Here is a 23,622-nt window from a genome sequence, read left to right as displayed (position 1 = left end):
CATGACGATGATCTTCGGAATCCCCGTCCAGGCACTCCTCGGCCAGTTGCTGGTCGGACTGATCAATGGCTCATTCTATGCCATGCTGAGCCTGGGTCTGGCCGTCATATTCGGCCTGCTGCGCGTCATCAATTTCGCCCATGGCGCCCAGTATATGCTCGGCGCCTTCACAGGCTATCTCCTGCTCACCTATCTCGGCATCGGCTATTGGCCCGCTCTGATCCTTGCGCCGCTGATCGTCGGCCTCTTCGGCATGGTGGTCGAGCGCCTGGCATTGTCGCGGCTTTACGATACCGATCCGCTCTACGGCCTGCTCTTCACCTTCGGCCTCGCGCTCGTGCTCGAAGGCATATTCCGCTACAGTTACGGCGTGTCGGGAAATCCCTACGCCGTGCCGTCGCTGCTTTCGGGCGGCACCAATCTCGGCTTCATGTTCCTGCCCAATTATCGCGGCTGGGTCGTCATCGCCTCGCTGATCGTCTGCTTCGGAACCTGGGCGCTGATCGAGAAGACCAGGCTCGGGTCCTATCTGCGCGCGGCAACCGAGAACCCCCGTCTTGTCCAGGCCTTCGGCGTCAACGTGCCGTTGTTGCTGACCCTTACCTATGGCCTCGGCTCCGCCCTTGCCGGGCTTGCCGGAATTCTGGCGGCACCAATCTATCAGGTGAGCCCGCTGATGGGATCGGATCTCATCATCGTCGTCTTCGCTGTGGTTGTGATCGGCGGTATGGGGTCGATCCTTGGCGCGATCGTCACCGGCTACGCGCTTGGCCTCGCCGAAGGCCTGACCAAGGTCTTCTACCCCGAGGCCTCCAACCTCGTGGTCTTTGTCATCATGGCGATCGTGCTTCTGGTCCGGCCGGCCGGCCTGTTTGGAAGGGACATCTGACATGGCCGAACTGTCGCTTCGCGAGACATCGGCCAGAACCTCAGGCTGGCTTGAATGGACGCTGGTCGGGCTCGGCATACTGGCGCTGCTGGTGGCGCCTTTCCTGGTCTATCCGATCTTCCTGATGAAGATGCTTTGCTTCGCGCTGTTCGCCTGCGCGTTCAATCTCCTGCTCGGCTATACTGGCCTCCTGTCGTTCGGCCACGCGACCTTCTTTGGCGGTGCGGCCTATTTCACCGCGCATGCCGTCAAGGTGTGGGGCTGGCCGCCGGAAGCCGGTATCCTGCTCGGCATGGCGGGTGCAGCCCTGCTCGGCCTTGTCATGGGCTTCTTCGCCATTCGCCGGCAAGGCATCTATTTCGCCATGATCACGCTGGCGCTGTCTCAGATGTTCTTCTTCTTCTGCGTCCAGGCGCCCTTCACGCAAGGCGAGGACGGCATCCAGGGCGTGCCGCGCGGCATGCTGCTTGGGGTTCTGGACCTGAACGTCTCGCTGAACATGTACTATTTCGTGCTGGCGGTGGTCCTGCTCGGCGTCTTCGCCATCTGGCGCATCGTCAACTCGCCCTTCGGCATGATCCTGCGCTCGATCCGGGAAAACGAGAACCGCGCCATTTCGCTGGGCTATTCCGTCGCCAATTACAAGCTCGGCGCCTTCGTCATGTCGGCAGCACTTGCCGGGCTGGCAGGTTCGCTCAAGGCGATCGTTTTCCAGTTTGCCACGCTGACCGACGTCACCTGGCAGATGTCGGGCGAGGTGATCCTGATGACGCTGCTCGGCGGCATCGGCACGATGGTTGGGCCGATCATCGGCGCCAGCCTCGTCGTCGGCCTGGAAAACACGCTTGCCACCTCGGGTTTCCCGGTGACAATCGCCACCGGGCTGATCTTCATGGTGTGCGTGCTGATCTTCCGGCGCGGCATCGTCGGCGAACTTTACGCGCGGGTGCTCGGGCGGCCGGGCAAGGACTGATCAGTGCCAGATCGACTGCGCGCGATTGAGGTGACCGCCGGGGAAACGAGGCGTCTGTCTCCGTGGGTATGGACGGGTTCACTCATGCGCAATATGGATAGAGATGAGGGCTGCTGTGGCGCTCGGGGGATTTGATCAATGACCGACAACAAGCCAGACGTTACCAAGGATTGGCAAGCGACGCAGGGCCAGAAGTCCTCCGCCACGCGTCTTCGCCTGTTCGCCGCACTCTCATGGATCGTGGCGATTGGCGGCGAAATCTACGGGATTGTTCTGCTTCGCCAGAACAAGTTCGACCAGGGACACCTGCCACTGATCATCGGCCTTCTGGTCGGCATCGCGATTTTCGCAATTGCTGGCAACTTGCTGTGGAAGGCGGCCAACAGGCACGATCCGGCCCGTGCATCCGACACGGCCAGTTTCTTCTTCCAAAACCAGCTCGGCGCCATCATCACGCTGATCGCCTTCCTCCCGCTGGTTTTCCTGATCCTCACCGACAAGAATATGGATCCGCAGACCAAGAAGATTGCCGGCGGCCTCGGTGCTGTACTGGCCGTGGTCGCCGCGATAACGGGGGTCAGCATCAAGCCTCCGTCGGTCGAACAGTACACCCAGGACATGAACGCATGCGCGGCCCAGATCAAGTCGGGCCAGCCCACCACCGCCTGTTCGCCCGATGTCGCCGCTCAGGCGCAGGCGATCGCCACGGACAGCGCCGCGGTGACAGCGGCGACGCAGGACGCGAACCACCCGGCCGGTCAGGATGTCGTTTACTGGATAGCGCCCGAAAACGGAGCCAAGAAGTCCTCGGAGCCGCATGTCTTCCACCTCTGCGCAGGCGTCAGTCCGCTGAAGGACAAGACCGTGAATAGCGGCTCCGTGACCGAGGCCTACGCACAGAACGCCATCCGCATCACGAAGCAGATCGATATGGAACAGAAGCAGTGCGGGTTTACACCCAAAGCCAGCACCAACTGAACCCGCCCGCGCTCGATCGTCAGCGCCTTCAGCATCACGGTGCGAGCAAGCGCGCCCCGGGGTGCCTTCGTAAGCATATGGGTCCGTCCGCTTCTGGCGGGCGGGCACAAGAACGTGGCGCTCGCCAGAAATCCAGCGATTGCACTGTAAGCTGCTGAAATCCTTAACGCGATTTTCACCCCACTAGCCTAGCCACTTGGCACTATGAGGCATTCCAAGCAGCCTGTTCCAGGGTCCGCCCCTCAAGGGCAGAGTGAATCCGTGGACGTTGGGATTCTCCGGGATCAGTTGGCTGATCTGAGGACGGGGATCTTCATTTCGATGCCTATCGGCACGGTTCTCTCGGCCCTGATCCTGGCCGTGCAGATGCTTTCGGGCGGCGGGCTTGCGGCGGTGCTGTGGTTTGCCGCGGTCGGCACGATAAATTGCGCACGCATAGCACTTGCTCTCTCCCAATCGGATACGGCCAACAGCAGGCTGAGGCTGGCCGGTGCACGGCTTTCTTCTTATGGGATGCTGGCTCTGACGTCGGGCATCGCCTGGTCTTTTCTGGCCGTGCTGACCGATGGATACACCACGCCCCAGGCGCCGATCTATCTGATCGTTCTGGCCGGCGCGTCGGCCGGTTCGGTCACCTACGGAACCTCATACGCGCCGTCCTCGATCAACTTCATGACACTGCCGCTCTTGATCACTATCGGATGCCTCTCAGCAAAAGGCGGTATCGAAAATTATATTCTGGCTTTCACGGTCCTGCTCTTTCTCGCTGGAATGATCCGAAGCGCGCTTCTCGGACAAGCCCGCTTTCGCGAGGCGAGCCGCCTCAAATACGAGGCGAAGGAATTCGCGACCGAGATGGAACGAAACTCCAGGCGCGATCCGCTGACGAATTTGCTCAACCGCTACGGGCTCGAGCAGGCTATCCGCCAACTCGGACTTGCCGACGGTCCGTTCGTGGCCATGCTGATCGACCTGGACGGCTTCAAATCCGTCAACGACACCTATGGTCACAATATCGGCGATGACCTGCTGGTCCGGGTTGCGCGCAGAATAGAAAACCATGCGCCGCCAGGGGCAACCATTTCGCGTATCGGCGGTGACGAGTTCGTGCTGCTCTTTCCAGCCAGCAAATCCGTGCCGTCGATCGACGAACTTGCATCGTCGCTCATCGCGGCCGTCGCAAATCCGGATCCGGCGTTGAATTCGGTGCGCGTCGGCGCATCGATCGGCATCTATGTATCAGAGAGACCACGACTGACGGAGATGCTGCTGCGGGCGGACTTCGCGCTTTATGCGGCCAAGCGCAGTGGCAGGAACCAATACTGCCTCTTCGACGCCGAACTCGACCGCGGCCTCGAACGCAAGCACTGCATCGAGCGCGATCTGCGCGGCGCCATTGAAACAGGCACTCTTTGCTCATGGTTCCAGCCGATGGTGCGCCTGGATACGAATGCAATCGTCGGCTTCGAGGCGCTGCTGCGGTGGCAACATCCGGTTCATGGACCCATTTCGCCGCCTGAGATCGTCACTGCGGCGCGTGAAACCGGGCTGCTTTCCCTGTTGACGGAAACGGTGTTTCTCAACTGCTGCGCCATGATTGAAGAGCTGGTGAGAAACGGGCGCCAGCATGTTCGGGTCGCCATGAATCTCTCGCCACGCGAGCTCGAGGCAGGCAATGTCGATGAAATGATCCTCGACAGCCTCAAGACGAAGAATATTCCCATGGCGATGCTCGAGATAGAGATCACGGAAGAGGCGCCCGTGGATCGCGACAGGGTTGACGAAAAGCTGGAACGTCTGGCGGATGCGGGCATATCCATTGTGCTGGATGATTTCGGCACCGGTTTTTCGACGCTGGTTTCGCTGAAGGACAGCCGAATCCGCAAGATCAAGATCGACAAGGACTTCGTTCGCGATCTCGCCAGCTCCGTGGAAGATCAGGCCCTGGTCAAGGCAGTCATCGACCTCGGGCGAACGCTGGGAATGGAGGTGGTCGCCGAGGGTGTCGAAACCGACGCGGATCGCCTGATCCTCCGCTCGCTCGATTGCATGATCGCGCAGGGCTTTCTCTTCTCGGCCGCCCTTCCCATGCATGATGCGCTGGCCTTCGATGCAGGCCGCTTCGACAACTCCCTCGCGACCTTCCTTGATACCGCAGCAGGCTTGCCTGGCAAATCCCAGACTGGTAGCGCCGCCTAAGCAACTGCCGTCCGCTGGTTCGTTCTTATGGCTTTTGGAACTTCAGGATGAAGCGATCGCTCTCGCCTATGGCCGCATATTTTGCGTGATCTTGCGCGCCAAGCTTGAAGGTTGGCGGCAGGGTCCACACACCGCTCGGATAATCCTTTGTGTCTTTTGGATTGGCATTGACCTCGGAGCTGCCGACGAACTTGAAGCCAGCCGCCTGCGCAAAACCGATGGCAACGTCCTGGCGTACATAGCCGGACTTGGCGAGCGGATCCTGCGGCTCGTCCGGCTTGCCCCGGTGCTCCTCGATCCCGAGGATGCCGCCAGGCTTCAGCGCTTTATAGAAGGCGGCGAAAGCGTCCGCGGTGGTGCCCGCACTCATCCAATTGTGGATGTTGCGAAAGGTCAGCACGAAATCCGCGCTTCCCGGCGGCGCGATGGCATATTTGTCGGCTGCAAATTCAGTGACGGTGACCTTGTCATAGTCGGCTGGGTCGGCGGCAAGCTTGGCTGCCAGGGCGGCATTGTCTTTTTGGACTTCAGCGGAAGGCGAGGCCTTCTCGCCATTTGCCGCGATATAGTGGCCGTTCCGCTTCAGGTAGGGGGCCAGGATCTCGGTCCAATATCCACCTGCGCCGGGAAGGATTTCGACGACGGTGCTGTCAGGCTTCACGCCAAAGAATGTCAGCACTTCGCCGGGATGGCGATATTTGTCGCGTACGCTGTTGGGCTGTGAGCGCTGAGGTCCGCTGATCAGTTTCTCAAGTGCGGGATCGACACTTTCCGCGGCTGAAGCGCAAAAAGCACCGATCGAAACGCCGAGGAGAACGACAAATTTCGAGGCAACGCGGCGACTTGGGAACATGAAATCATTCTCGTGTGCATTGGCGATCCACATCATGACACTCCGTCGGCAGACTGGCGATGTCAGGAATGGCTCAAAGACCTCAAGAGAAGCACGACATTTCCAATATCCCCGCCTTCCGTGGAACGCCTTACCCCCGGGCTTCAGCCCGCCCCCATCACCCGTAACACCCGCGCTCCACCGCCAGCCGCCGCACCAGCGCCAGCACGGCGTCGATGGTCGGCGTCGGCTTGTCCGTCAGCCGGCCAAGTTCCTGCACCGCGCCGACCAGCGCATCGATCTCCATCGGCCGGCCGCGCTCCAAATCCTGCAGCATCGAGGTCTTGTGCTCGCCGACATCGCCAGCGCCCTTGATGCGACGGTCGACCGTGATGGGAAAACGCACGCCGAGGCTTTCGCCGATCGCCTGCGCTTCCAGCATCATGCTGCGGGCAAGCGAGCGGGTGCCTTCGTCGCCGACGATGGCGGCCAGCGTGCTGCCGGTCAGCGCCGAGATTGGATTGAAGGAGAGGTTGCCCCACAGTTTTACCCAGATCTCGCCGCGGATGTCGTCGCGTACCGGCGCCTGCAGGCCGGCCTTGACCATCTCCTCGGCCAATAGCGTGACCCGTTCGCTGCGCTCGCTGGAGGGTTCGCCGAGCGAGAAGCGCTTGCCCTCGACATGGCGGATGAGCCCGGGCGCATCGACCTCGACGGCGGGATAGACGACCGACCCGATGACACGCCGCGGCCCGATCCGCTGCCAGATCGCGCCGCCGGGATCGACCGCGTTCAGCCTGGTGCCTTCGAGCGGCCCGCCCACGCCATGGAAATACCACCACGGCACGCCGTTCTGCATGGTGACGACAGCTGTATGGTCCCCGAGCAGAGGTGCGATCTGGTCCAGCGCCGGGGTGAGCGAATGGGCCTTCAGCGCCAGCACGACATAATCCTGCACGCCAAGCTCCTCGGCCTTCGCCGCGGCCCGGACCGGCGCCACCAATTCCTTGCCGTCTTCGATCAGACGCAGGCCGTTGGCCTGGATCGCTTCGAGATGGGCGCCGCGCGCGACGATCGACAGGTCGGTGCGGCCGGCGATCGCCAGCTTGGCGGCGAGATAGCCGCCGATCGCGCCGGCGCCGAAAATGGTGATCTTCATCGTCAAAGCCCGAGTTTGGCGGCAAGCCCGATGCGCTGCAGCTTGCCGGTCGCACCCTTGGGGATCTCCTCCAGGATCAGCACCTTGCGCGGCACCTTGAAGTCGGCAAGCCGTGTCGCGGCGTAAGTGCGGATATCGTTCTCATTGGCGCTCATGCCTTCGCGCAACACGACGGCCGCCGCCACCTCTTCGCCAAGCTTGTCATGCGGCATGGCGAAGGTGACGACCTGCGCCACCGCCGGATGGTCCATCAGCACGTCGTCGACCTCGAGCGGCGAGATCTTTTCGCCGCCGCGGTTGATGATCTCCTTCAGCCGGCCCGTGACGCGGAGATAGGCATCCTCGTCAAGCACGCCCTGGTCGCCGGTGTGGAACCAGCCATGCGCGAAGGCCGTGGCATTGGCGTCCGGGTTCTTCTCATAGCCCGCCGTGACATTGGGCCCTCGAATGACGATTTCGCCGGTCTCGCCGGCTGTCAGCAGCCGGCCGTCCGGTGCCATCACGGCCACGTCCGGACCGGCGCCGGCCCCGACACTGCCCGGCTTGCGCAGGCCCGGCGGCAGCCGGTTCGACGCCATCTGGTGCGCGGCTTCGGTCATCCCGTAGGATTCGATCACCGGACAGCCAAAGGTTGCTTCGAGTTCGCCCATCACTTGCGCCGGCAGCGATGCCGAGGACGAGCGGATGAAGCGCAGGCGCGCCGCCGCCAGCACTTCCGCATTGCGCGCCGCGCGCGGCAGGATCGCCTGGTGCATGGTCGGCACCGCCGTGTACCAGCTTGGCTTGGCATCGCTCAGCCACTGGAAGAAGCGCAGCGCGTTGAAGCCCGGCGTGCAGTAGATGCTGCCGCCCGCTGCCAGTGACGACAGCACCGCCGCGATCAGGCCGTGAATGTGGAACAGCGGCACGATGTTGAGGCAGCGGTCATCGGCGGTCAGGCCGAGGGTTGCGCCAATGTGGGCTGATGAGGCCGCGATGTTGGCATGGCTGAGCGGCACCAGTTTTGGCCGCGATGTCGTGCCCGATGTGTGCAGCAGAAGCGCAATGTCGCCATCCCCTGCCATATCGGGCGCCGCCTGCGGACCGATCGTCGCGCCCTCGATGGTGAAACTGCCAGCAGACATGTCCGGTTGCACGACAAGCCGCAGCACGCCGATGCCGAGCCGCTCGGCCACTGCAACCGCCGGGCCGGTCTCGTTCTCCGCGACAAGGATCGCCTTGGCGCCGATGTCGGTGAGGTAGAAATCGAGTTCATCGGCGCGGTATGCGGGATTGAGCGGCGCCGTCGCGGCGGCGGCCGCCACGGCGACGAAGGCGGTGGCCATCTCCGGCCCGTTCGGCAGCACGATCGCCACCCGGTCGCCCCGGCCGATGCCGAGCGCATGCAGCCGCTCGGCGGTAGCCGCGATCAGGCTGCGCAACCCGCCATGGGTGAGCGTCGCCCTGTCGGGTGCCAGGATCGCCGGAGCATCATCGGCGCCGGCAGCGAGGCGGCGGGAGAGGTCTTTTGAATTCGTGCTCATGGTCACCGACTATGTTTCAAACGACTGCTTCTAGAAAGCCCAGAAGACGATTGCGATCCTGGCAGCATCGCCGATCGCAAACCGGTTCTCCCGGTCGCCTCAATATCCCAGCGCCATCCCATCCTTGCGCGGATCGGAGGCGCCGGTCAGCGTTCCCTTCTCCCAGTCGATCAGCACCACCTGTCCGCCGCCAAGCGGGTGATCCGGCTCGGCGATGCGATGGCCGCGCCGGCGCAAGCCTTCGAGCGCCTCAGCGGGGACGCCGCGCTCGGCCTCCACAGTATCATCATTGTAGAACACCCGTGGCGCATCCAGCGCCTGCTGCGGATCCATGCCGAAATCGATCATGTTGGTCAGGAGATGGACATGGCCGAAAGGCTGGTAGCCGCCGCCCATGACGCCGAACGGCATCACCACGCGGCCGTTTTTCGTTGCCATGCCGGGCATGATCGTGTGCATCGGCCGTTTGCCGGGCGCGATGGCGTTCGGATGCGCCGGGTCGAGGCGGAAGCTCGCGCCACGGTTCTGCAGCACTATGCCGGTCTTCGGGCCGACGACGCCGCTGCCGAAGGAATAATAGGTCGAGTTGATGAAGGAGACCGCGTTGCGGTCGCGATCGACGATCGAGATGTAGACCGTGTCGCTGCCCGGCAGGTCCAGGCGCGGCAGATGCGTCATGGCGCGGTCGCGGTTGATTTCGGCGCGCAGCCGGTCGGCATAGGCGCCGGACAGAAGCTCTCTCACGGGCACCGGAACATGGTTCGGGTCGCCGAGGAAGCGGTCGCGATCCTGGTAGGCCAGGCGCCCAGCCTCGATTTCCAGATGCAGGCGCTCGGCGCCATTGGGGTCGAGCCCGCCAAGCTTGAAGCCCGACAGCACGTTCAGCATAAGCAGCGCTGTCATCCCTTGATTGTTCGGCGGCATCTGATGGATGTCGTAGCCGCCATAGGCAGTGCTGACCGGGGCGACATAGTCGCCCTTGGTCGCCGCGAAATCCTCTTGGCTATGCAGCCCGCCCAATTCATTGAGCCGGCGCACCATATCGTCGGCGACCGCGCCTTCATAGAAGCCGACACGGCCCTGGCTGGCGATGATCCGCAAGGTCGCGGCGAGTTCCGGCTGGTGGTGGACATCGCCGGCCTTCGGCGCCTTGCCACCCGGCAGGAAGATGCGCGCGGCATGTTCGTCCGCCGACAGGTCGGTTTCCGGCTCGGCCCAGTCGAAGGCGACGCGGTCATGCACGACATAGCCGGCCTCGGCATAATGGATAGCCGGCGCCAGCACCTCGGCAAGGCTCTTGCGGCCATGATCTTCCAGGAGCCGGCTCCAGGCATCGACGGCGCCCGGCACGGTCACCGCATGCGGCCCCTGTTTCGGAAGCTCGCTAAAACCCTTGTCCAGATACCAGTCGACGGTGGCGCCCGCCGGCGCGCGGCCGGAGCCATTGAAGGCCAGCACCTCGCCCTGTCCTCCGGGAGAGTAGAGGACAAAACAATCGCCGCCGATGCCGGTCGACTGCGGCTCGACCACGCCTTGCACGGCGGCGGCGCAGACAGCGGCGTCCATGGCATTGCCGCCGGCGCGCAGCATGTCGATCGCCGCGAGGGTGGCAAGCGGGTGCGATGTCGCCGCAAGCGCTTCCGTGGCACGAACCGGCGAGCGGCCGGGAAACTGGAAATCACGCATTCTGTCTTTGTATCCCTTGGTCTGATGGATGCGACGTTGCCGCCATGGCGTAACACGACACGGCAACGGATCGCTTCGGCTTGTCGACACTGCGCATTTTGCCAATTCTCCTCGTTACGCCAGACGCGTATCAGGCTCGGACCCGATAAGGCGTTAGCCAGGTTTCCAGCGCGTTCAGTGCCGAGATGATCGTGAAATTGATGGTGAGATAGATCGCGCCAGCGGCCACGAAAACCTCTACGGCGCGATAGGTCTGCGAAATAAGCCCCTGGGCGATGCCCGTCACTTCCATCAGTGTGACGATCGATGCAAGCGACGTACCCTTTACCATGAGGATGATCTCGTTGCTGTAGCTCGGTATGGCTTGGCGCAGCGCCAAAGGCAGAACGACGAGGCGCAGGGTCTGGAGCCGTTTCAGGCCTAAGGCAGAGGCCGCCTCGACAAGGCCACCCGGCACACCCTGTATCGCACCCCGCAGGATTTCGCTGCCATAGGCGGCGGTATTGAGACTGAGCGCAATGATGGCACACCAATAGGGCTCGCGAAACAGCCACCAGAGCCCAACTGCCTGAAGTGTGGGGCGGAACTGGCCGAGGCCGTAATAGATGAGGAATATCTGGACGAGCAATGGCGTGCCGCGAAAGACGGCAACGAAGGAGCGTATGGGCCAGACCAGCATCCGATGGTTTCCCTGCTGCGCCAGTGCGAGCAACAGGGCCAAGGCAAAGCCTATTCCGATCGACAACCCCGCAAGTTGCAAGGTTAACGGCAAGCCGGAGAGAAGGGTGGGAATGATCTCTGCAAAAAAGGCGAAGTCGATCATGCGTGGACCATGCCTCGCCACGCCCGTGCCTCGCCGTAGCGGAAGACCGATCCGGTCACGGCAGCGATGAGGAAATACAGCGTCGCGGCTGCTATATAGAAGACGAAGGGCTCCCGCATCGATCCCGCGCCGATCTGAGATTGCCGCATCAATTCCACCAGGCCGATCACGGAGATCAAGGCCGAATCCTTGAGCACAAGCTGCCAGACATTTCCGAGGCCCGGCAGGGCGTGCCGCATCAGTTGAGGCACGATGACAAGACGCAGCAATTGGAACCGGGACAGGCCAAGCGCCTTGCCAGCCTCAAACTGGCCGAGATCGACGGCGAGATACGCTCCGCGATAGACCTCGGCTTGATAGGCGCCCGAAATGATGCCGATCGCCAGGACGCCAGTCGCAAATGTCGGCAGCCCGAAGAAACCTGTGCTGCCGAAGAATTTGCCGATCTCAGTCAATGCTATGCTGCCGCCGTAGTAAAGCAGGTAGATCGTCAACAGATCGGGCACACCCCTGAACACCGTGCCATAGCCCTTGGCGACCCATGACGGTAAAGCTCTCGTGGAGAGCCGGCCCCCTGCTGCAACCGCGCCGAAGAGAGCGCCGAGCAGGAAGCCGAGGACTGACAGCGCAAATGTCACGCCAGCTGCCAGCAGCAGGGCTCCGCCCCAGCCGCCCTTGCCCACGGAAAGGATATGGAGTGTGTCCGTCATGTGGAACCTGATCGTTCAGCGCCGCGCCCGGCCGATCGGTTGATACCAATCGGCCGGACAGAATACACACGTGGCTACTTGACCGGCGTCACGTCCGTTTTCACCCATTTTTCCGAGATGCTTTTAATGGTCCCGTCAGCAATGGCGGCGCTGATTGCGTCGTTCAGCATTTCCTTGAGCTTGGTGTCTTCCTTCCTGAGTCCCGCACCCGTTCCGGCACCGAACAGGCCGCCGACAAAGCCCGGACCTGCAACCGTGAAGCCCGAGAATTCGGGTTTTGCGAGCGTCGCGGCAAGCGCTGTCTTCTGAGCGAATACTGCATCGATGCGGCCCGCGGCCAGATCGAGATCGTGCTGCTCGGTCGTCTTGTACTCACGGATCTCCACCGTGTCGCCGAAGTATTTCTTGACGAATTCGAGCATGGCCGTTGCCGCCTGAACACCGACTACCTTGCCCTTCAGCAGGGGCTTCAACTTGTCGACCGCGGCCTTGGTAGCAGCCTCATCGTCCAGTTTGAATTTCTCGGCCGAAGCGCCGAGCTTCCCCAGATCGCTATCCTTGGCGGCTGCGAACCCGCCCGGGTCGATCGCATAAGGCTGGGTGAAGTCGATGGTCTCGAGGCGTTTCGGCGTGATGAACATGCTGGCCATGATCACATCGAACTTGCCGACCTTCAGCGAAGGAATAAGCCCGTCCCAGTCCTGAGCGATGATGGTGCATTTGACCTTCATCCGCTCGCAAAGATTGTTGGCGAGGTCGATCTCCAGTCCGTCAAGCTTGCCGTCTGCGTTGGTGAAGTTCCACGGAGCGTAGGCGCCCTCCGTGGCGATGGTTATGGTCTTGGGCGCGTCCTCGGCCAATGCAGTGTGCATGAAGCCGAACATGCTGAGTGCAGCCGCAACAGCGGCCAAACGACGAACTTTCATGTGGTTCCCCTTTTTTGATAGGCTGATCGAGATGTTCCTACGTCCGGCCGCATTGCCGGTTCGAGGCCATTCTTGTCCGGCCGGCGTTCGTCACCGGCTCGGACTCACGAACTCGGCCAGCATCGGTGCTGTGCTGAGAATGTGATCCTGCATCACCTTTTCCGCGTGAAGTTCGTCGCCTGAACGCAAGGCCGCGATCACGGCGGCATGCTCCTCGCGCGCAGAATGCGGCTTGTCACAATCGTCGAACCAGATGCGCATGTAGGGCTCTATCACCACATGCAGCGCCGATATCTGGTGGATAAGCTTGGGCCTCCAGCTTAGCGCACAGATACGGCCATGGAATTCCTGGTGGCGGACCACCCAGTCGCTGCTGCCGCTCTGGCCCGCGCGTTCCATGCGATCGAGCAGGCGCTCGAGTTCCTCGAACTCCTCCTCATCTATCCTGGGCATCGCCAGCCTTACGGCCAGTCCCTCCAGAACCGAGCGAATTTCGAAAATCTCGTAAAGCTCATCGACCGTCAGGCCTGCGACCACGCATCCACGATTGGGCCGCAGAACCACCAGCCCGTCGGAGGCCAGGCGCCGAAAGGCTTCCCGCACAGGCATGCGACTCATGCCGATCTCGGCGGCAATCTCCTCCGGAATAAGCCTCTCGCCCGGTTTGTAGCGGCCAAGGCGAAGGGCTCTCTGAAGGTGCCTGTACGCCTCTTCCTCCGCAGTGGCGGACATCTGTGGCTCCGCCGGAAAGGCTGCTGGCATGGGGCACCTAAAAGTATTTTTGTATCCACGTATTATCAAATCCGTATTTTATTTCATCGTCAATACCCCGGTGACGACGTTCAGAAGCCGATACCGGTGCAGCGCACCACCGGCCCGATCTATTTCGGGCCGGGCGAGTCTTTGAGAAAACTGAATGTCAGCCGCACGCCGGTGCGCGAAGCCTTCAACCGCCTCGAACGCGACGGCCTGGTCACCGGCCGGCCGCCCATGTGCGGGGATCGCGCGACAACGTGCTGCGGCTGCTGCAGGCGAAGTCGGACTATCAGAGCTTTTTCGCCAAGGCGTCCTGAGCGGACCGCCTGACCCTATCGATGCGCGCCGCTGGCTCGAGACGTTGCCTCGGCCAATACCGCCAGCGCCTGTTCGACATTCTGAGCCTGAGCATCGGTGCGCTCGATATGCTTCACCATCAGCTTTCGCAGCACGGCGAGCTTTGCGGCGCGAGATGCGGCATTCTTTTCGGGAGATTCGAAGGGCATCATAGCCATCGGACAATCAGTGTGTCGTAGGATCGATGTGGCGGAGACGAGCGCGCGCTTCAGCCACACGTTTTTGCCCGGATCTGATCCGGCAGCACAGGGCAAGGCTGATGCCGACGCCGCGCTCGTCGTCCAGCATTTCATTGGCTTGCGTGAGAAACAGTTCCGCACGCATGACGCGCTGTCTGGCTCTCGCCAGTTCCAGTTCCAGATGGTCGTACATTGTTCCGAACCCTTGAGGTCTGCGGTCCCTTCAAGGAGAAAACCGCTGCCGAGCGGTTTGGTTCCGCCGATTGCGGGAAGGGCACCAGCCCCTACCGGGCCTTCAACCCTTGTGCTCCTGCAGGCTATTGCCACCGTCGACGACCAGAAGGGCGCCGTTGACGTAGCTGGCGCCTTCCGAGGCCAGGAACACGACCGCGGCGGCAACTTCACCCGGCCGTCCCGCACGCGCCGGCGGCGTATGCAGGGCCGCCACCCGCTCCATCTCGCTCGACGAGCCGGTTTCGATCCAGCCGGGCGCCACGGCGTTGACGGTTATGCCGTGCTTCGCCACTTCCAGCGCCAGCGTGCGTGTCAGGCCGACCATGCCGGCCTTGGCGGCGGAATAGGCCGATGTGCCCTCGAACGACACCAGCGGCCCGGTCACCGACGCCACATTGACGATGCGCCCATAGCCCGCTTCGACCATCGCCGGCAGAAAAGCCTGGGTGACCAGAAACGCGGTCTTCAGGCTGACGTTCATCCCTCGGTCCCACTCGGCCTCGGTCATGGCGAGAAACGCCTTGTCGACCGAAGGTGATGCCAGCGAGCCCATGCCGGCATTGTTGACCAGGATTTCGATGGCGCCGACATCAGCCCGCAGCCGCGCGACATCGGCAGCGATGGTGAGATCGGCGACCACGGCCCTGGCCTCGATGCCTTCGGCGCAAAGCTCGGCAGCGCGATCGAGCACACGCGTACTGGCACCGGTGAGGACCACGGCGTGGCCGGAACGGCCAAGCTGCCGGGCAATGGCGAAGCCGATGCCGTCGGCTGCGCCCGCTCCGGTGATCAGCGCACGCTTGATGCTGGGATGGGGCATGGTCGGATCTACTCCAAAGGCTCCGCCCGCTGCATGCGAACGGACAGTATCGGCTGTTTCGGCAGAAACTATATAAAGAAGGTTTGGCGCCGTGCGAGCCCAGGGGCGCGATCCCCGGCAACGGGAAGAAGCCAATCATCGTGCCAGGCAGCGCCAGCTCCTGGCCCAACGCCTCCGCTCCGAACATGGAGCCGAGCTGCATGTCGAAGCCGACGACGATTACCTGGCGTATCGACGCTCGATGGCGCTATTGACGCAAAGGCTTGGCCAACGCACGATCCCCACATCGGGGGCTGAAGGAGACCGTCGTGGTGGCACTGCGCCTCAATCATGTTTCCCTCCGCGTCCGCGATCTGGCAGCCAGCGCGAAGTTCTATCAGGATGCACTCCAACTGCCCGAGATTGCTTGTGCCGCAGGAAAGCCGAACATCCGCTGGTTCGGCCTTGGCGAGGGACAGTCACTTCATCTGATCGAAGGTGATTTCGGCAAGACCTTCGTGACGATGTCGACGCATTTTTGCATCTCCACCACCGATTTCGCGCAGGCTTTGCAGCATTTAAGCAGCAAGGGCATTCCGTTCGGCAACCTTGCAGGCGAAATCGGCAAGGAGCACGTGAGGGCGGACGGGCAGCGATCCGTCTATCTGAACGACCCCGATGGCTACTGGATCGAGGTCAATGGCGACTATTAAAGCGGCGGGAAATCAATCGGATGAAATGGCGCGCCCGAAGAGAAGCAGCGTACGGTCGCCTTAAGCATTGATTCTGTTTGTTTATTTTCATCGTGTCGTAGCACGACTGTAGCATGAACCGGTGACAAAAGCCAGTTGCGACCAGCTGAAAGATTGGGGCGGCCACCTTGCAACGCTTGCGTTGGCAATGACTGATCTGGGGCCGAAAGCGGACAGATAGCTCCTGGCATCAGAAAGCGACTAGCAGATGTTCAGGCGGCCCAGCGCCAGTGAGAGCGTCCGGGACATGCCGAGGCAGTGCGGGGTCGACCCGGACTCCCCGACTCCCAAGGATCGCCTCCAACGCCTACCCGGGGGCGCATGTATGAAGCGCGGCAAGATGAAATACGACGCCGTTGATTTTCAGAAGCAGCTAGTGTTCCGGCAGGAGGTAGTGAGCCGCTACTTGGAGGAGGAGCCGCTCAACGATGATTTCGACGAACTCGCGCAGATGCTCCTTGGCGAAAGACGGATGCCAGACTGAGGGCCGCCCGTCGCACCAAGACCTGCGATGGCCCTTACCAGAGCCGTTCGATCGAATTCCCTTCTGCAGTGGTTGAGACGGCAGACGGCGGGATCCCCTTCTGCTCCATGAATTCTCAAATTGAGAAAAATAGGACAGGATGAGCGTACCCTAGTAGCTAGGATCGTGGCTGTGGGCTTGAGAGGAGCTTGTCCCGCAAGTTCTTGTTGTAGAAGCAAATAATCCGTCCACACAACAATGAACGAACCAGAATTTACCGTGATCAGGGAGGACGCGGTGTCGGGCTCAGTAAGCGGAAAATCGATCATCGTTACCGGCGCGGGCCGTGGAATTGGCGCGGAGATCGCTCGCGACCTCGCCCGCAATGGCGCCAAGGTCTGTGTCGCTGACGTCAACATCGATGCCGCGAGCGAAGTCGCGAGCGACATCGGCGGCCCGGCCATCGCGGCGAAGGTGGATGTTACCGACAGGGCAGGCACACGGGAGCTGATCGCCACCACGGTCAAATCCTTCGGACGGCTCGACGTGATGTTCAACAACGCCGGCATCAGCCAGACCTGTCCCTTCATGGATGTGACCGAGGATGACTGGCATCGCATCATGGACGTGAACGCCCTGGGCGTGCTGATCGGCACACAAGAGGCTGCCCGTCAGATGAAGGCCCAGGGAACCGGAGGCAAGATCATCAACACGGCATCAATCGCCGCCAAACAGGGTTATCCCCTGTTCGCGCATTATTGCGCCTCGAAATTCGCCGTCGTGGCGCTGACCCAGGCTGCTGCGCGGGCGTTGGCGGGTGACCGGATCACGGTAAATGCGTTCGCGCCCGGTGTCGTGCGCACTGAGCTCTGGGAACAGCTGGACCGAGAGTTCATGGAACTCGGACTGACCGACAAGCCGGACCAGGCAATCAACGAATTCAGCCAATCGATCCTGATTGGCCGCTATTCGAGGCCGCAGGACATCACGGGTGTGACCACACTCCTGGCATCGACCGGGTCGGACTACCTGACCGGGCAGACCTTCATGGTCGATGGTGGAATGGTACTGACATGAACTTGTCTCAGAGGTGCATTTGATGAAAGCAGTCAGATTTCACGCAGCAAAGGATATCCGTGTCGAAGACGTGCCCGCGCCTTCGCAGAAGCTCGGCGCAAATGACGTGCTGATCAGGCCGCTGGTGACCGGCATCTGTGGCACCGATCTGCATGAATACATCGCTGGCCCGATCGTGACGCCGCAAACGCCGCACGTTTATACAGGCGCAACCAATCCTCAGATTCTCGGCCATGAGTTCAGCGCCATCGTTGCAGACAGGGGATCGGCCGTCTCCAACGTCAAGGTTGGCGATCGGGTGTCGATCCAGCCGTTGATTTCCCCGCGCAACGACTATTATGGCCGCAGAGGCCTCTATCATCTCAGCGAGCAGATGGGTTGCGTCGGACTGAGCTGGGCCTGGGGCGGTATGGCGGAGTACGCCGTCGTCAACGACTACAATGTGGCCGGGGTCCCCAACAGCGTCAGTGATGTGCAAGCCGCCATGATCGAGCCGGCTGCCGTTGCCGTTTACGCCGTAGATCGCGGCGGCGTTACCTCGGGCTCGACGGTGCTGATTTCCGGTCTTGGCCCTATCGGGGCCCTGACATTGCTCGCCGCACGTGCAGCGGGTGCCGCGGTCATCTTCGTAAGCGAGCCGAATGCCTATCGCCGCAACCTTGCAAAACAGCTGGTACCGGATGCGATCTGTCTCGATCCCACAAAGGACGACGTGCCAGCCTTCATCCGCGAGCACACGGAAGAAGGGGTCGGCGTCGATGTCGCGATCGAATGCGTCGGCCTCGAGGCCAGCCTCAACTGCTGCGCAGCCTCGGTCCGCCGTCAAGGCAAGGTGGTGCAGACCGGCCTCCACATGAAGCCGGCCTCGATCAACGCAATGCTCTGGGCGCTCAAGGACATCACGGTGGAGGCGACCTGGTGCTACCCGGTGCAGTCCTGGCCGCGCATCATCCGCATGGTCGAAGCAGGGCTGCTACCGGTCGAGAAGATCTGCACCGCGGAGATCTCAGCCGACGACGTCGTGGCCAAGGGTTTCGAGGCGCTGCTCGATAAGTCCGTCAACCACATGAAGATTCTCGTGACGATATGAGATCAAAATGACCAGCAAGAAATCGCCTGTGAAAGTCGCAATGATCGGCCTCGGCTGGTGGGGCAGGAAGATGACCGGCGTCCTCCAGAAGGCGTCGGACGAGATCGAGATCGTCTGCGCCGCCGAGCCCACGGCCGCCGGCGCCGAGTTCGCCACGGCGAACGGATTGGTCTGCTATCCCAGCGACAGAGAAGCACTGACCCACCCTGGCGTCGAAGCGGTCATTTTGGCCACGCCACATTCGCTGCATGCCGAACAGATCGAGCGCGCGGTCGCCGTGGGCAAGCATGTGTTCTGTGAAAAGCCGCTGAGCCATACCCGAAAGGGGGCAGAGGCCGCGGTCAATGCCTGCCGCTCAAAGAGCCTGGTCCTGGGAATGGGCCACGAGCGCCGCTGGGAACCGCCTGTGGCAAGGATGGTCGATGCCGCCCGCTCGGGCAAGCTCGGCCGCCTCTTGCAAGTCGAGGCCAATTTCAGCCATGACAAGTTCCTGGCTCTCAGCGCGGATAACTGGCGCCTCAATGCCGCCGAGGCGCCAGTCGCCGGCATGACCGCAACCGGCATTCACCTCACCGATCTCTCAACCGCGCTTTTTGGCCCGGCGCGGGATGTTCGCGTATCCTGCGAGAATCTCGGCTCCGAGTTTCCCCAGGGAGACACGATGAGCGCCCATATCCGGTTCAAGTCCGGCGGCACGGCCTATATCTCCGCCACGCTCGTGACACCGTTCGTCTCCCGCTTCGCCTTGTTCGGGACCAAGGGCTGGATCGACATCCGCGACAAGGCGCATGTCGAGTCGCCCGCGGGCTGGGTGGTGACCTCGGCGGAAACCGGCTCGCCAATCACCGTGACGGAAGTGCCGCCAGCTGAACCTGTGCGTGACAACCTGGTGGCCTTTGCCCGTGCCGTGCGCGGCGAGGCGCCATACCCGATCACCGGCGAGGAACTGGTAAACAATATAGCAATCCTCGAAGCCATCATCGCCTCGGCGGCGCAGGATGGCGCGGTCGTCGCAGTCTAGGAGGAACCATGAAAGCGCTCGTCTTTGAAAAGCCCGACCAACCGGTCGTTGTCGATGTTGCGATGCCCACCATTGACGACACCGAGGTCATGGTGCGCACGCGCACCGTCGGCATTTGCCATTCCGACTACGAGCTTCTGGCCGGGCGATACATCATTCCCATCTCCTATCCGGTGACGCCGGGGCATGAATGGTGCGGTGAGATCGTGGAAGTCGGCAAGGCCGTCAAGAACTTCCGCGTCGGAGACCGCGTTGTCGGCGAATGCGTGGTTCGGACGCCGGAGCGCTTGCATCATTTCGGCTTCTCCATGGACGGTGCCGACCGGCAGTATTTCAACGTCAATCCGGATTGGCTCCACAAACTGCCCGACAGCGTCGACGATAACCGCGGCGCTCTCATCGAACCCTTCACCTGCGGGTTCTACGCCGTGCTCCGCTCGGGTGGCACCAATGCCAGCGAAACCGTCGTGGTCTCGGGCGGCGGCACGATCGGTCTCGTGTCGGCGGCGGCGGCGATCGGCATGGGCGCAAACGTCGTCGTGGTCGATCCAATCCAGACCCGGCGCGACATCGCGCTGAAGCTCGGAGCCTCGGAAGCGCTCGACCCATCCGGCGCGGCGGAGCGGATCATGGAGATCACGCAAGGGCGTGGCGCTGATCTGGTGATCGAAGCCGCCGGCCATGGCGCTTCACTTGCGGCAGCTTTCGAATACGCCGGCCAGGACGGACGCATGTCGATGGTCGGTATCAATATCGGCCAGAAGATCCCGGTCAATCTCGGCCTCATCCAGATGAAGAACCTTACGGTTCGCGGCTGCATCGGCTCGCCGGGCGTTTGGCCAGCCGCCATCCGCTTTCTCGAGCGGACCGGTATCGACCTATCGCCCATCCAGACCCACCACTTCAAGCTCACCGAGGCGGTCGAAGCCTTCCAGCTCGGCCTGAATCCGCAGGCCTGTATCAAGGTGACGCTCAACACGCAGGGACTAAACTGATGGCTCGCCACGCACTCATCGCCGGCGTTTCCGGTATTATCGGCCGCCATCTCGCCGAGCACCTGACCGCGACGCCAGGTTGGATCGTGACCGGGATTTCCCGCCACAAGCACGACCTGCCTGAGCGCGTTAATCACATCGCCGTCGATTTGACCGACGACGAGGCGACAAAGCGCGCACTGGCCGCTGTGAAGGTCACGGACGTCTTCATCACGACCTGGCTCCGCCAGGAAACCGAGGCCGAGAATTGCCGCGTCAACGCCGGCATGGTGCGCAACCTGCTGAAGGCTGTCGAGGGAAAGCCTGTCGGCCATGCCGCGCTGGTCACCGGAGCCAAACATTACATGGGGCCGTTCGAGGCGTATGCGAAAACGAAGCCCGTCACACCCTTCCGCGAGGAACAGCCGCGCCTTCCCTACCAAAACTTCTACTACGACCAGGAAGACGAGCTCTTCGCCGCATCGGAGCGCCAGGGGTTCAGCTGGTCCGTGCATCGCCCACATACGCTGATCGGCTACACAGTCGGCAACCAGATGAATATGGCCGCGACCCTCGGCGCCTATGCGGCGATCTGCAAGGAGACCGGTCGTCCCTTCGTGTTCCCAGGCTCGCCGCAGCAATATGAAGCGGCGGTCGACATCACCGACGGTCGGATCATTGCCAAGCAACTTCACTGGGCAGCGACCGAACCTGTAGCGGGCAACCATGCCTTCAACATCGTCAACGGTGAGGTCTTCCGCTGGAGCTGGCTGTGGCCGAAGCTCGCCGCGCACCTCGGCGTGCCAGCCGCGGATTATCCCGGCCATGCCCAGCCGCTCGAGCAGCAGATGGCGGGTATGGAGCCTGTCTGGGACAAGATCGTTGCCAAGCATCGGCTCCAGACGAACCCGCTCAATACCGTCGCATCGTGGTGGCACAGCGATGCCGATCTCGGCCGGATCATCGAGAACTTCAACGACATGACCAAGAGCCGCGACATGGGTTTCACGGCCTACCAGAACTCGGTGCGTTCCTTCACCGATGCATTCGACAGATTCCGAGCCGCCAACGTGCTGCCCTGACGCTGAAACGAAAGCGCACCGAGATGAACGCGAGCCCGATGACTCCTGATGCTCTTCCCCAACCGGGCGTAATTACCATGCCGGTGGCGCGGAGCTTCGTGACCGTCGTTATCTCCACACTCTTCTTGCTCGTTGTCTGCGCGATCTTTGCGCCGTCGAGCGTGTCCTGGGGCGCGCTCTCGGGAAGCCTGCCTTTCGCGGCAATCATTGCCATCGTTGGGCTTGGCCAGCTGCTGGTGGTGCAGCAGGGGGGCTTCGATCTGTCGCTGCCGGGCGCGGTCTCGCTCGCCGTGGTCGTCGCAACGCATTATCCGCAGCAGAATGACGCGCTGCTCTTCCAGGCGGTCCTGCTGGCCATCGCCTTCGCGCTCACCGCGGGTTTCCTGAACGGAGTGCTCGTCAGCTTCTTCCGGCTCAACGCCATCATCGCCACCATCGGCACCAACGCCCTGCTTTATGGCGCGGTCTTCGCTGTGTCCGGCGGCGTCCCGTCGATCACCACAAACCTTCTCGCCGACATCGCGGGCGGCGAAATCCTCGAAATCCCGAACTCGATATTCTTCGCTCTCGCCGCGATGGCTTTCGTCTCCTTCATGCTGAAAAAGACCGTCATCGGGCGGAGGTTCGAGGCAATCGGCGCCAATCCACTGGCCGGGCGCGCGGCAGGGCTGCGCGTGCGCATCCACCGGATGATGGCGTATGTCTATGCGCAGCTTCTTTACTGCATGGCTGGAGTCCTGATCGCCGGCATCACTCGCGAGCCGACTGCCTTCCAGGGAGACAGCCTGTTGCTGCCGTCTGTCGCGGTGGTCGTCCTGGGCGGCACTTCTCTGCTCGGCGGGCGTGGCTACCCGATCTCGACGGTGGTCTCAGCCTTTTTTCTGAACCAATTGAGCCAATTCGCACTGACAGTCGGTGTGCCGTTTTCGGCTCAAACCATCATCCAGGCCTTGGCCTTGGGTTTTGGCATCGGTGTTTACTCGATCCGCTGGACGGTAAACGTGAGGAAATCGACTGGAACAAAAAATGTGGAGGAAAACAAATGAAGTACTCTTCTGTCGCAAAGGGCGTGGCCTTTTCCTTAGCCGCCACCGTCATGGCATTCGGCGCCACCAACATCGCCCGGGCCGAAGTCCCATCCTGGTGCGGCCCCAAGAAGGCGACGCTTGCGCTGCTCGACGGTTATGGCGGCAACAGTTGGCGTCAGGTGACGACGGCGTCGGGCAAGCAGACCGTCGAACTTTGCCCCAACATCACCAAATACGAATATGCAGATGGACAAGGTGACACCCAGAAGTCGATCTCGGACATCAAGAGCATGGCGGCCAAAGGCGTCGACGCGCTGGTCGTGTTCGGCGACGCCGGCCCGGCCGTCCTTCCCGCGATCACCAGCGTCTTCAAGGCGGGCAAGGTCATCGTGCCCTATCGCGTCAACGTGGGCGGCAAGGAGGGTACGAACTATTCGAAGTTCATCGGCTCGTCCTTCGTCGATGACGGCGAGAGCTGGGGCAACTGGATCAAGAGCATCCTGCCCAAAGGTGGAAATCTCCTGTTCCTCTCCGGCCCGGCCGGCAATAGTCAGGGCCTCGACGAACTCAAGGGGATGAAGAACGTCCTTGGTCCGGAGTATGTCTTCGTCAATCAGGCGCCGTTCGCGGTAACCAACTGGGATCCGGCACTCACGCAAAAGGTGCTTACGGCGGAAATCGCCAAGAATGCGAAGATCGATGTCATCGTTTCCGACTTCGGTCCCTCGCTCGTCGGCGCGTTGCCGCTCTTCAGCAAGCAGGGCAAGTCTATCCCGGCCCTGGCGACTTCGGACGGCAATTCGCTTGGATGCTTCTGGAATGAAAACCAGGCGACCAATCCGGATTTCAAGTTGTTCACGGTCGCGACCGGCAACGACAATGTCCGGCTCGCAGTGCAATGGGCCGTCGCGCTCGCCACGAAGGGCGTGCCGCCAAAGGACGAAGTCTTCAAGGCGCCAGCCTTCGAGAACTCGGTGACCGGTCAGCCAAAGGCGGTGCAGTGCCGCAAGGATCTGCCGGGCGCTATCTATCTGTCGTCCGAACTGCCGGCCGAGGATCAGGCCAAGGCTGTTGGCAAATAAACGATAGCATTTGACGAACGCCCGGAGGGA

25 protein-coding genes are annotated in these 23,622 nt (G+C 62.0%); 14 read left to right on the top strand and 11 right to left on the bottom strand.

Going from position 1 to position 23,622, the window contains the following annotated elements:
* Position 1 precedes the first annotated feature (1 nt).
* The 4 genes from EB235_RS03700 (at position 2) to EB235_RS03685 (ending at position 5,039) form a co-directional block, all read left to right on the top strand.
* The gene (locus EB235_RS03700) at positions 2-889 is read left to right on the top strand and encodes a branched-chain amino acid ABC transporter permease (protein WP_027032301.1); all 888 of its coding nucleotides are present in this window, start codon (positions 2-4) and stop codon (positions 887-889) included.
* 1 nt (position 890) lies between these two features.
* Positions 891-1,862, top strand: coding sequence for a branched-chain amino acid ABC transporter permease (locus EB235_RS03695; RefSeq protein ID WP_027032302.1), 972 nt, complete (start codon positions 891-893; stop codon positions 1,860-1,862).
* 138 nt (positions 1,863-2,000) lie between these two features.
* Positions 2,001-2,840 (top strand): hypothetical protein, encoded by an 840-nt coding sequence (locus EB235_RS03690; protein ID WP_032925741.1) that lies wholly within the window; start codon positions 2,001-2,003, stop codon positions 2,838-2,840.
* A gap of 204 nt (positions 2,841-3,044) precedes the next feature.
* Positions 3,045-5,039 (top strand): putative bifunctional diguanylate cyclase/phosphodiesterase, encoded by a 1,995-nt coding sequence (locus EB235_RS03685; protein WP_080680889.1) that lies wholly within the window; start codon positions 3,045-3,047, stop codon positions 5,037-5,039.
* Positions 5,040-5,064: 25 nt separating this feature from the next.
* Here EB235_RS03685 and EB235_RS03680 read toward each other — a convergent pair whose 3' ends face one another.
* From EB235_RS03680 to EB235_RS03645, 8 genes are all read right to left on the bottom strand, one after another.
* The gene (locus tag EB235_RS03680) at positions 5,065-5,928 is read right to left on the bottom strand and encodes a class I SAM-dependent methyltransferase (protein ID WP_246741411.1); all 864 of its coding nucleotides are present in this window, start codon (positions 5,926-5,928) and stop codon (positions 5,065-5,067) included.
* A gap of 121 nt (positions 5,929-6,049) precedes the next feature.
* On the bottom strand, positions 6,050-7,030 hold the full coding sequence (locus tag EB235_RS03675) for a 2-dehydropantoate 2-reductase (RefSeq protein WP_027032304.1): 981 nt from the start codon (positions 7,028-7,030) through the stop codon (positions 6,050-6,052).
* A gap of 2 nt (positions 7,031-7,032) precedes the next feature.
* Positions 7,033-8,553 (bottom strand): acyl--CoA ligase, encoded by a 1,521-nt coding sequence (locus EB235_RS03670; RefSeq protein WP_027032305.1) that lies wholly within the window; start codon positions 8,551-8,553, stop codon positions 7,033-7,035.
* A 99-nt stretch (positions 8,554-8,652) separates the two neighbouring features.
* Entirely contained in the window at positions 8,653-10,239 is a 1,587-nt protein-coding gene (gene ggt / locus EB235_RS03665) for a gamma-glutamyltransferase (RefSeq protein ID WP_027032306.1), read from the bottom strand.
* A 130-nt stretch (positions 10,240-10,369) separates the two neighbouring features.
* The gene (locus tag EB235_RS03660; RefSeq protein WP_027032307.1) at positions 10,370-11,062 is read right to left on the bottom strand and encodes an ABC transporter permease; all 693 of its coding nucleotides are present in this window, start codon (positions 11,060-11,062) and stop codon (positions 10,370-10,372) included.
* Entirely contained in the window at positions 11,059-11,772 is a 714-nt protein-coding gene (locus EB235_RS03655) for an ABC transporter permease (protein ID WP_027032308.1), read from the bottom strand. The genes EB235_RS03660 and EB235_RS03655 overlap by 4 nt, the downstream gene beginning before the upstream one ends.
* Positions 11,773-11,846: 74 nt before the next feature.
* A complete protein-coding gene (locus EB235_RS03650; RefSeq protein ID WP_027032309.1) occupies positions 11,847-12,698 on the bottom strand; it encodes a transporter substrate-binding domain-containing protein in 852 nt (283 codons plus the stop codon).
* 90 nt (positions 12,699-12,788) lie between these two features.
* Positions 12,789-13,460 (bottom strand): GntR family transcriptional regulator, encoded by a 672-nt coding sequence (locus tag EB235_RS03645; RefSeq protein ID WP_027032310.1) that lies wholly within the window; start codon positions 13,458-13,460, stop codon positions 12,789-12,791.
* Between EB235_RS03645 and EB235_RS35250 the strand changes: the two genes are divergently transcribed.
* Positions 13,395-13,784, top strand: a complete 390-nt coding sequence (locus tag EB235_RS35250) for a GntR family transcriptional regulator (RefSeq protein WP_432443014.1) — start codon at positions 13,395-13,397, stop codon at positions 13,782-13,784. The two genes, EB235_RS03645 and EB235_RS35250, sit on opposite strands and share 66 nt — an antisense overlap.
* Before the next feature lie 2 nt (positions 13,785-13,786).
* Here EB235_RS35250 and EB235_RS03635 read toward each other — a convergent pair whose 3' ends face one another.
* The 3 genes from EB235_RS03635 to EB235_RS03625 all read right to left on the bottom strand — a co-directional run bounded on the left by EB235_RS03635 (position 13,787) and on the right by EB235_RS03625 (position 15,044).
* The gene (locus EB235_RS03635; protein WP_051429741.1) at positions 13,787-13,969 is read right to left on the bottom strand and encodes a hypothetical protein; all 183 of its coding nucleotides are present in this window, start codon (positions 13,967-13,969) and stop codon (positions 13,787-13,789) included.
* Positions 13,970-13,976: 7 nt separating this feature from the next.
* Positions 13,977-14,183, bottom strand: coding sequence for a hypothetical protein (locus tag EB235_RS03630; protein WP_027032311.1), 207 nt, complete (start codon positions 14,181-14,183; stop codon positions 13,977-13,979).
* 102 nt (positions 14,184-14,285) lie between these two features.
* Positions 14,286-15,044, bottom strand: a complete 759-nt coding sequence (locus EB235_RS03625) for an SDR family NAD(P)-dependent oxidoreductase (RefSeq protein ID WP_027032312.1) — start codon at positions 15,042-15,044, stop codon at positions 14,286-14,288.
* 308 nt (positions 15,045-15,352) lie between these two features.
* On the opposite strand from EB235_RS03625, the gene EB235_RS03620 reads away from it, so the two are divergent.
* The 9 genes from EB235_RS03620 to EB235_RS03580 all read left to right on the top strand — a co-directional run bounded on the left by EB235_RS03620 (position 15,353) and on the right by EB235_RS03580 (position 23,592).
* Complete coding sequence (locus EB235_RS03620; protein ID WP_032925746.1) at positions 15,353-15,736, top strand: VOC family protein; 384 nt, start codon at positions 15,353-15,355, stop codon at positions 15,734-15,736.
* A gap of 364 nt (positions 15,737-16,100) precedes the next feature.
* Positions 16,101-16,259: a hypothetical protein gene (locus EB235_RS03615; protein ID WP_155256450.1), complete on the top strand. Its 159-nt coding sequence runs from the start codon at positions 16,101-16,103 to the stop codon at positions 16,257-16,259.
* A 276-nt stretch (positions 16,260-16,535) separates the two neighbouring features.
* Positions 16,536-17,315 (top strand): glucose 1-dehydrogenase, encoded by a 780-nt coding sequence (locus EB235_RS03610; protein WP_027032315.1) that lies wholly within the window; start codon positions 16,536-16,538, stop codon positions 17,313-17,315.
* Between the two features lie 22 nt (positions 17,316-17,337).
* On the top strand, positions 17,338-18,405 hold the full coding sequence (locus EB235_RS03605; protein ID WP_027032316.1) for a zinc-binding dehydrogenase: 1,068 nt from the start codon (positions 17,338-17,340) through the stop codon (positions 18,403-18,405).
* Positions 18,406-18,412: 7 nt separating this feature from the next.
* Positions 18,413-19,426, top strand: a complete 1,014-nt coding sequence (locus EB235_RS03600) for a Gfo/Idh/MocA family protein (RefSeq protein ID WP_027032317.1) — start codon at positions 18,413-18,415, stop codon at positions 19,424-19,426.
* Positions 19,427-19,434: 8 nt separating this feature from the next.
* Positions 19,435-20,421, top strand: a complete 987-nt coding sequence (locus EB235_RS03595) for a zinc-dependent alcohol dehydrogenase (RefSeq protein WP_027032318.1) — start codon at positions 19,435-19,437, stop codon at positions 20,419-20,421.
* The gene (locus EB235_RS03590; RefSeq protein ID WP_027032319.1) at positions 20,421-21,482 is read left to right on the top strand and encodes an SDR family oxidoreductase; all 1,062 of its coding nucleotides are present in this window, start codon (positions 20,421-20,423) and stop codon (positions 21,480-21,482) included. The genes EB235_RS03595 and EB235_RS03590 overlap by 1 nt, the downstream gene beginning before the upstream one ends.
* A 23-nt stretch (positions 21,483-21,505) precedes the next feature.
* On the top strand, positions 21,506-22,528 hold the full coding sequence (locus EB235_RS03585) for an ABC transporter permease (protein WP_208603640.1): 1,023 nt from the start codon (positions 21,506-21,508) through the stop codon (positions 22,526-22,528).
* Entirely contained in the window at positions 22,525-23,592 is a 1,068-nt protein-coding gene (locus tag EB235_RS03580) for a substrate-binding domain-containing protein (RefSeq protein WP_027032320.1), read from the top strand. The genes EB235_RS03585 and EB235_RS03580 overlap by 4 nt, the downstream gene beginning before the upstream one ends.
* The last annotated feature ends 30 nt before the right edge of the window (positions 23,593-23,622 follow it).

It is taken from the genome of Mesorhizobium loti R88b (assembly GCF_013170845.1).
Taxonomy (GTDB): domain Bacteria; phylum Pseudomonadota; class Alphaproteobacteria; order Rhizobiales; family Rhizobiaceae; genus Mesorhizobium; species Mesorhizobium loti_B.
The sequence above is the reverse complement of the archived record's forward strand: the minus strand, read 5'-3'. Positions and strand labels throughout refer to the sequence as shown.

Bases quoted from the DNA above. Each gene is read 5' to 3' on its own strand.
- EB235_RS03700 (WP_027032301.1), top strand. From the start codon at position 2: ATGACGATGATCTTCGGAATCCCCGTCCAGGCACTCCTCGGCCAGTTG.
- EB235_RS03695 (WP_027032302.1), top strand. From the start codon at position 891: ATGGCCGAACTGTCGCTTCGCGAGACATCGGCCAGAACCTCAGGCTGG.
- EB235_RS03690 (WP_032925741.1), top strand. From the start codon at position 2,001: ATGACCGACAACAAGCCAGACGTTACCAAGGATTGGCAAGCGACGCAG.
- EB235_RS03685 (WP_080680889.1), top strand. From the start codon at position 3,045: ATGAGGCATTCCAAGCAGCCTGTTCCAGGGTCCGCCCCTCAAGGGCAG.
- EB235_RS03680 (WP_246741411.1), bottom strand. From the start codon at position 5,928: ATGATGTGGATCGCCAATGCACACGAGAATGATTTCATGTTCCCAAGT.
- EB235_RS03675 (WP_027032304.1), bottom strand. From the start codon at position 7,030: ATGAAGATCACCATTTTCGGCGCCGGCGCGATCGGCGGCTATCTCGCC.
- EB235_RS03670 (WP_027032305.1), bottom strand. From the start codon at position 8,553: ATGAGCACGAATTCAAAAGACCTCTCCCGCCGCCTCGCTGCCGGCGCC.
- ggt (WP_027032306.1), bottom strand. From the start codon at position 10,239: ATGCGTGATTTCCAGTTTCCCGGCCGCTCGCCGGTTCGTGCCACGGAA.
- EB235_RS03660 (WP_027032307.1), bottom strand. From the start codon at position 11,062: ATGATCGACTTCGCCTTTTTTGCAGAGATCATTCCCACCCTTCTCTCC.
- EB235_RS03655 (WP_027032308.1), bottom strand. From the start codon at position 11,772: ATGACGGACACACTCCATATCCTTTCCGTGGGCAAGGGCGGCTGGGGC.
- EB235_RS03650 (WP_027032309.1), bottom strand. From the start codon at position 12,698: ATGAAAGTTCGTCGTTTGGCCGCTGTTGCGGCTGCACTCAGCATGTTC.
- EB235_RS03645 (WP_027032310.1), bottom strand. From the start codon at position 13,460: ATGCCAGCAGCCTTTCCGGCGGAGCCACAGATGTCCGCCACTGCGGAG.
- EB235_RS03635 (WP_051429741.1), bottom strand. From the start codon at position 13,969: ATGGCTATGATGCCCTTCGAATCTCCCGAAAAGAATGCCGCATCTCGC.
- EB235_RS03630 (WP_027032311.1), bottom strand. From the start codon at position 14,183: ATGTACGACCATCTGGAACTGGAACTGGCGAGAGCCAGACAGCGCGTC.
- EB235_RS03625 (WP_027032312.1), bottom strand. From the start codon at position 15,044: ATGCCCCATCCCAGCATCAAGCGTGCGCTGATCACCGGAGCGGGCGCA.
- EB235_RS03615 (WP_155256450.1), top strand. From the start codon at position 16,101: ATGAAGCGCGGCAAGATGAAATACGACGCCGTTGATTTTCAGAAGCAG.
- EB235_RS03605 (WP_027032316.1), top strand. From the start codon at position 17,338: ATGAAAGCAGTCAGATTTCACGCAGCAAAGGATATCCGTGTCGAAGAC.
- EB235_RS03600 (WP_027032317.1), top strand. From the start codon at position 18,413: ATGACCAGCAAGAAATCGCCTGTGAAAGTCGCAATGATCGGCCTCGGC.
- EB235_RS03595 (WP_027032318.1), top strand. From the start codon at position 19,435: ATGAAAGCGCTCGTCTTTGAAAAGCCCGACCAACCGGTCGTTGTCGAT.
- EB235_RS03590 (WP_027032319.1), top strand. From the start codon at position 20,421: ATGGCTCGCCACGCACTCATCGCCGGCGTTTCCGGTATTATCGGCCGC.
- EB235_RS03585 (WP_208603640.1), top strand. From the start codon at position 21,506: ATGAACGCGAGCCCGATGACTCCTGATGCTCTTCCCCAACCGGGCGTA.
- EB235_RS03580 (WP_027032320.1), top strand. From the start codon at position 22,525: ATGAAGTACTCTTCTGTCGCAAAGGGCGTGGCCTTTTCCTTAGCCGCC.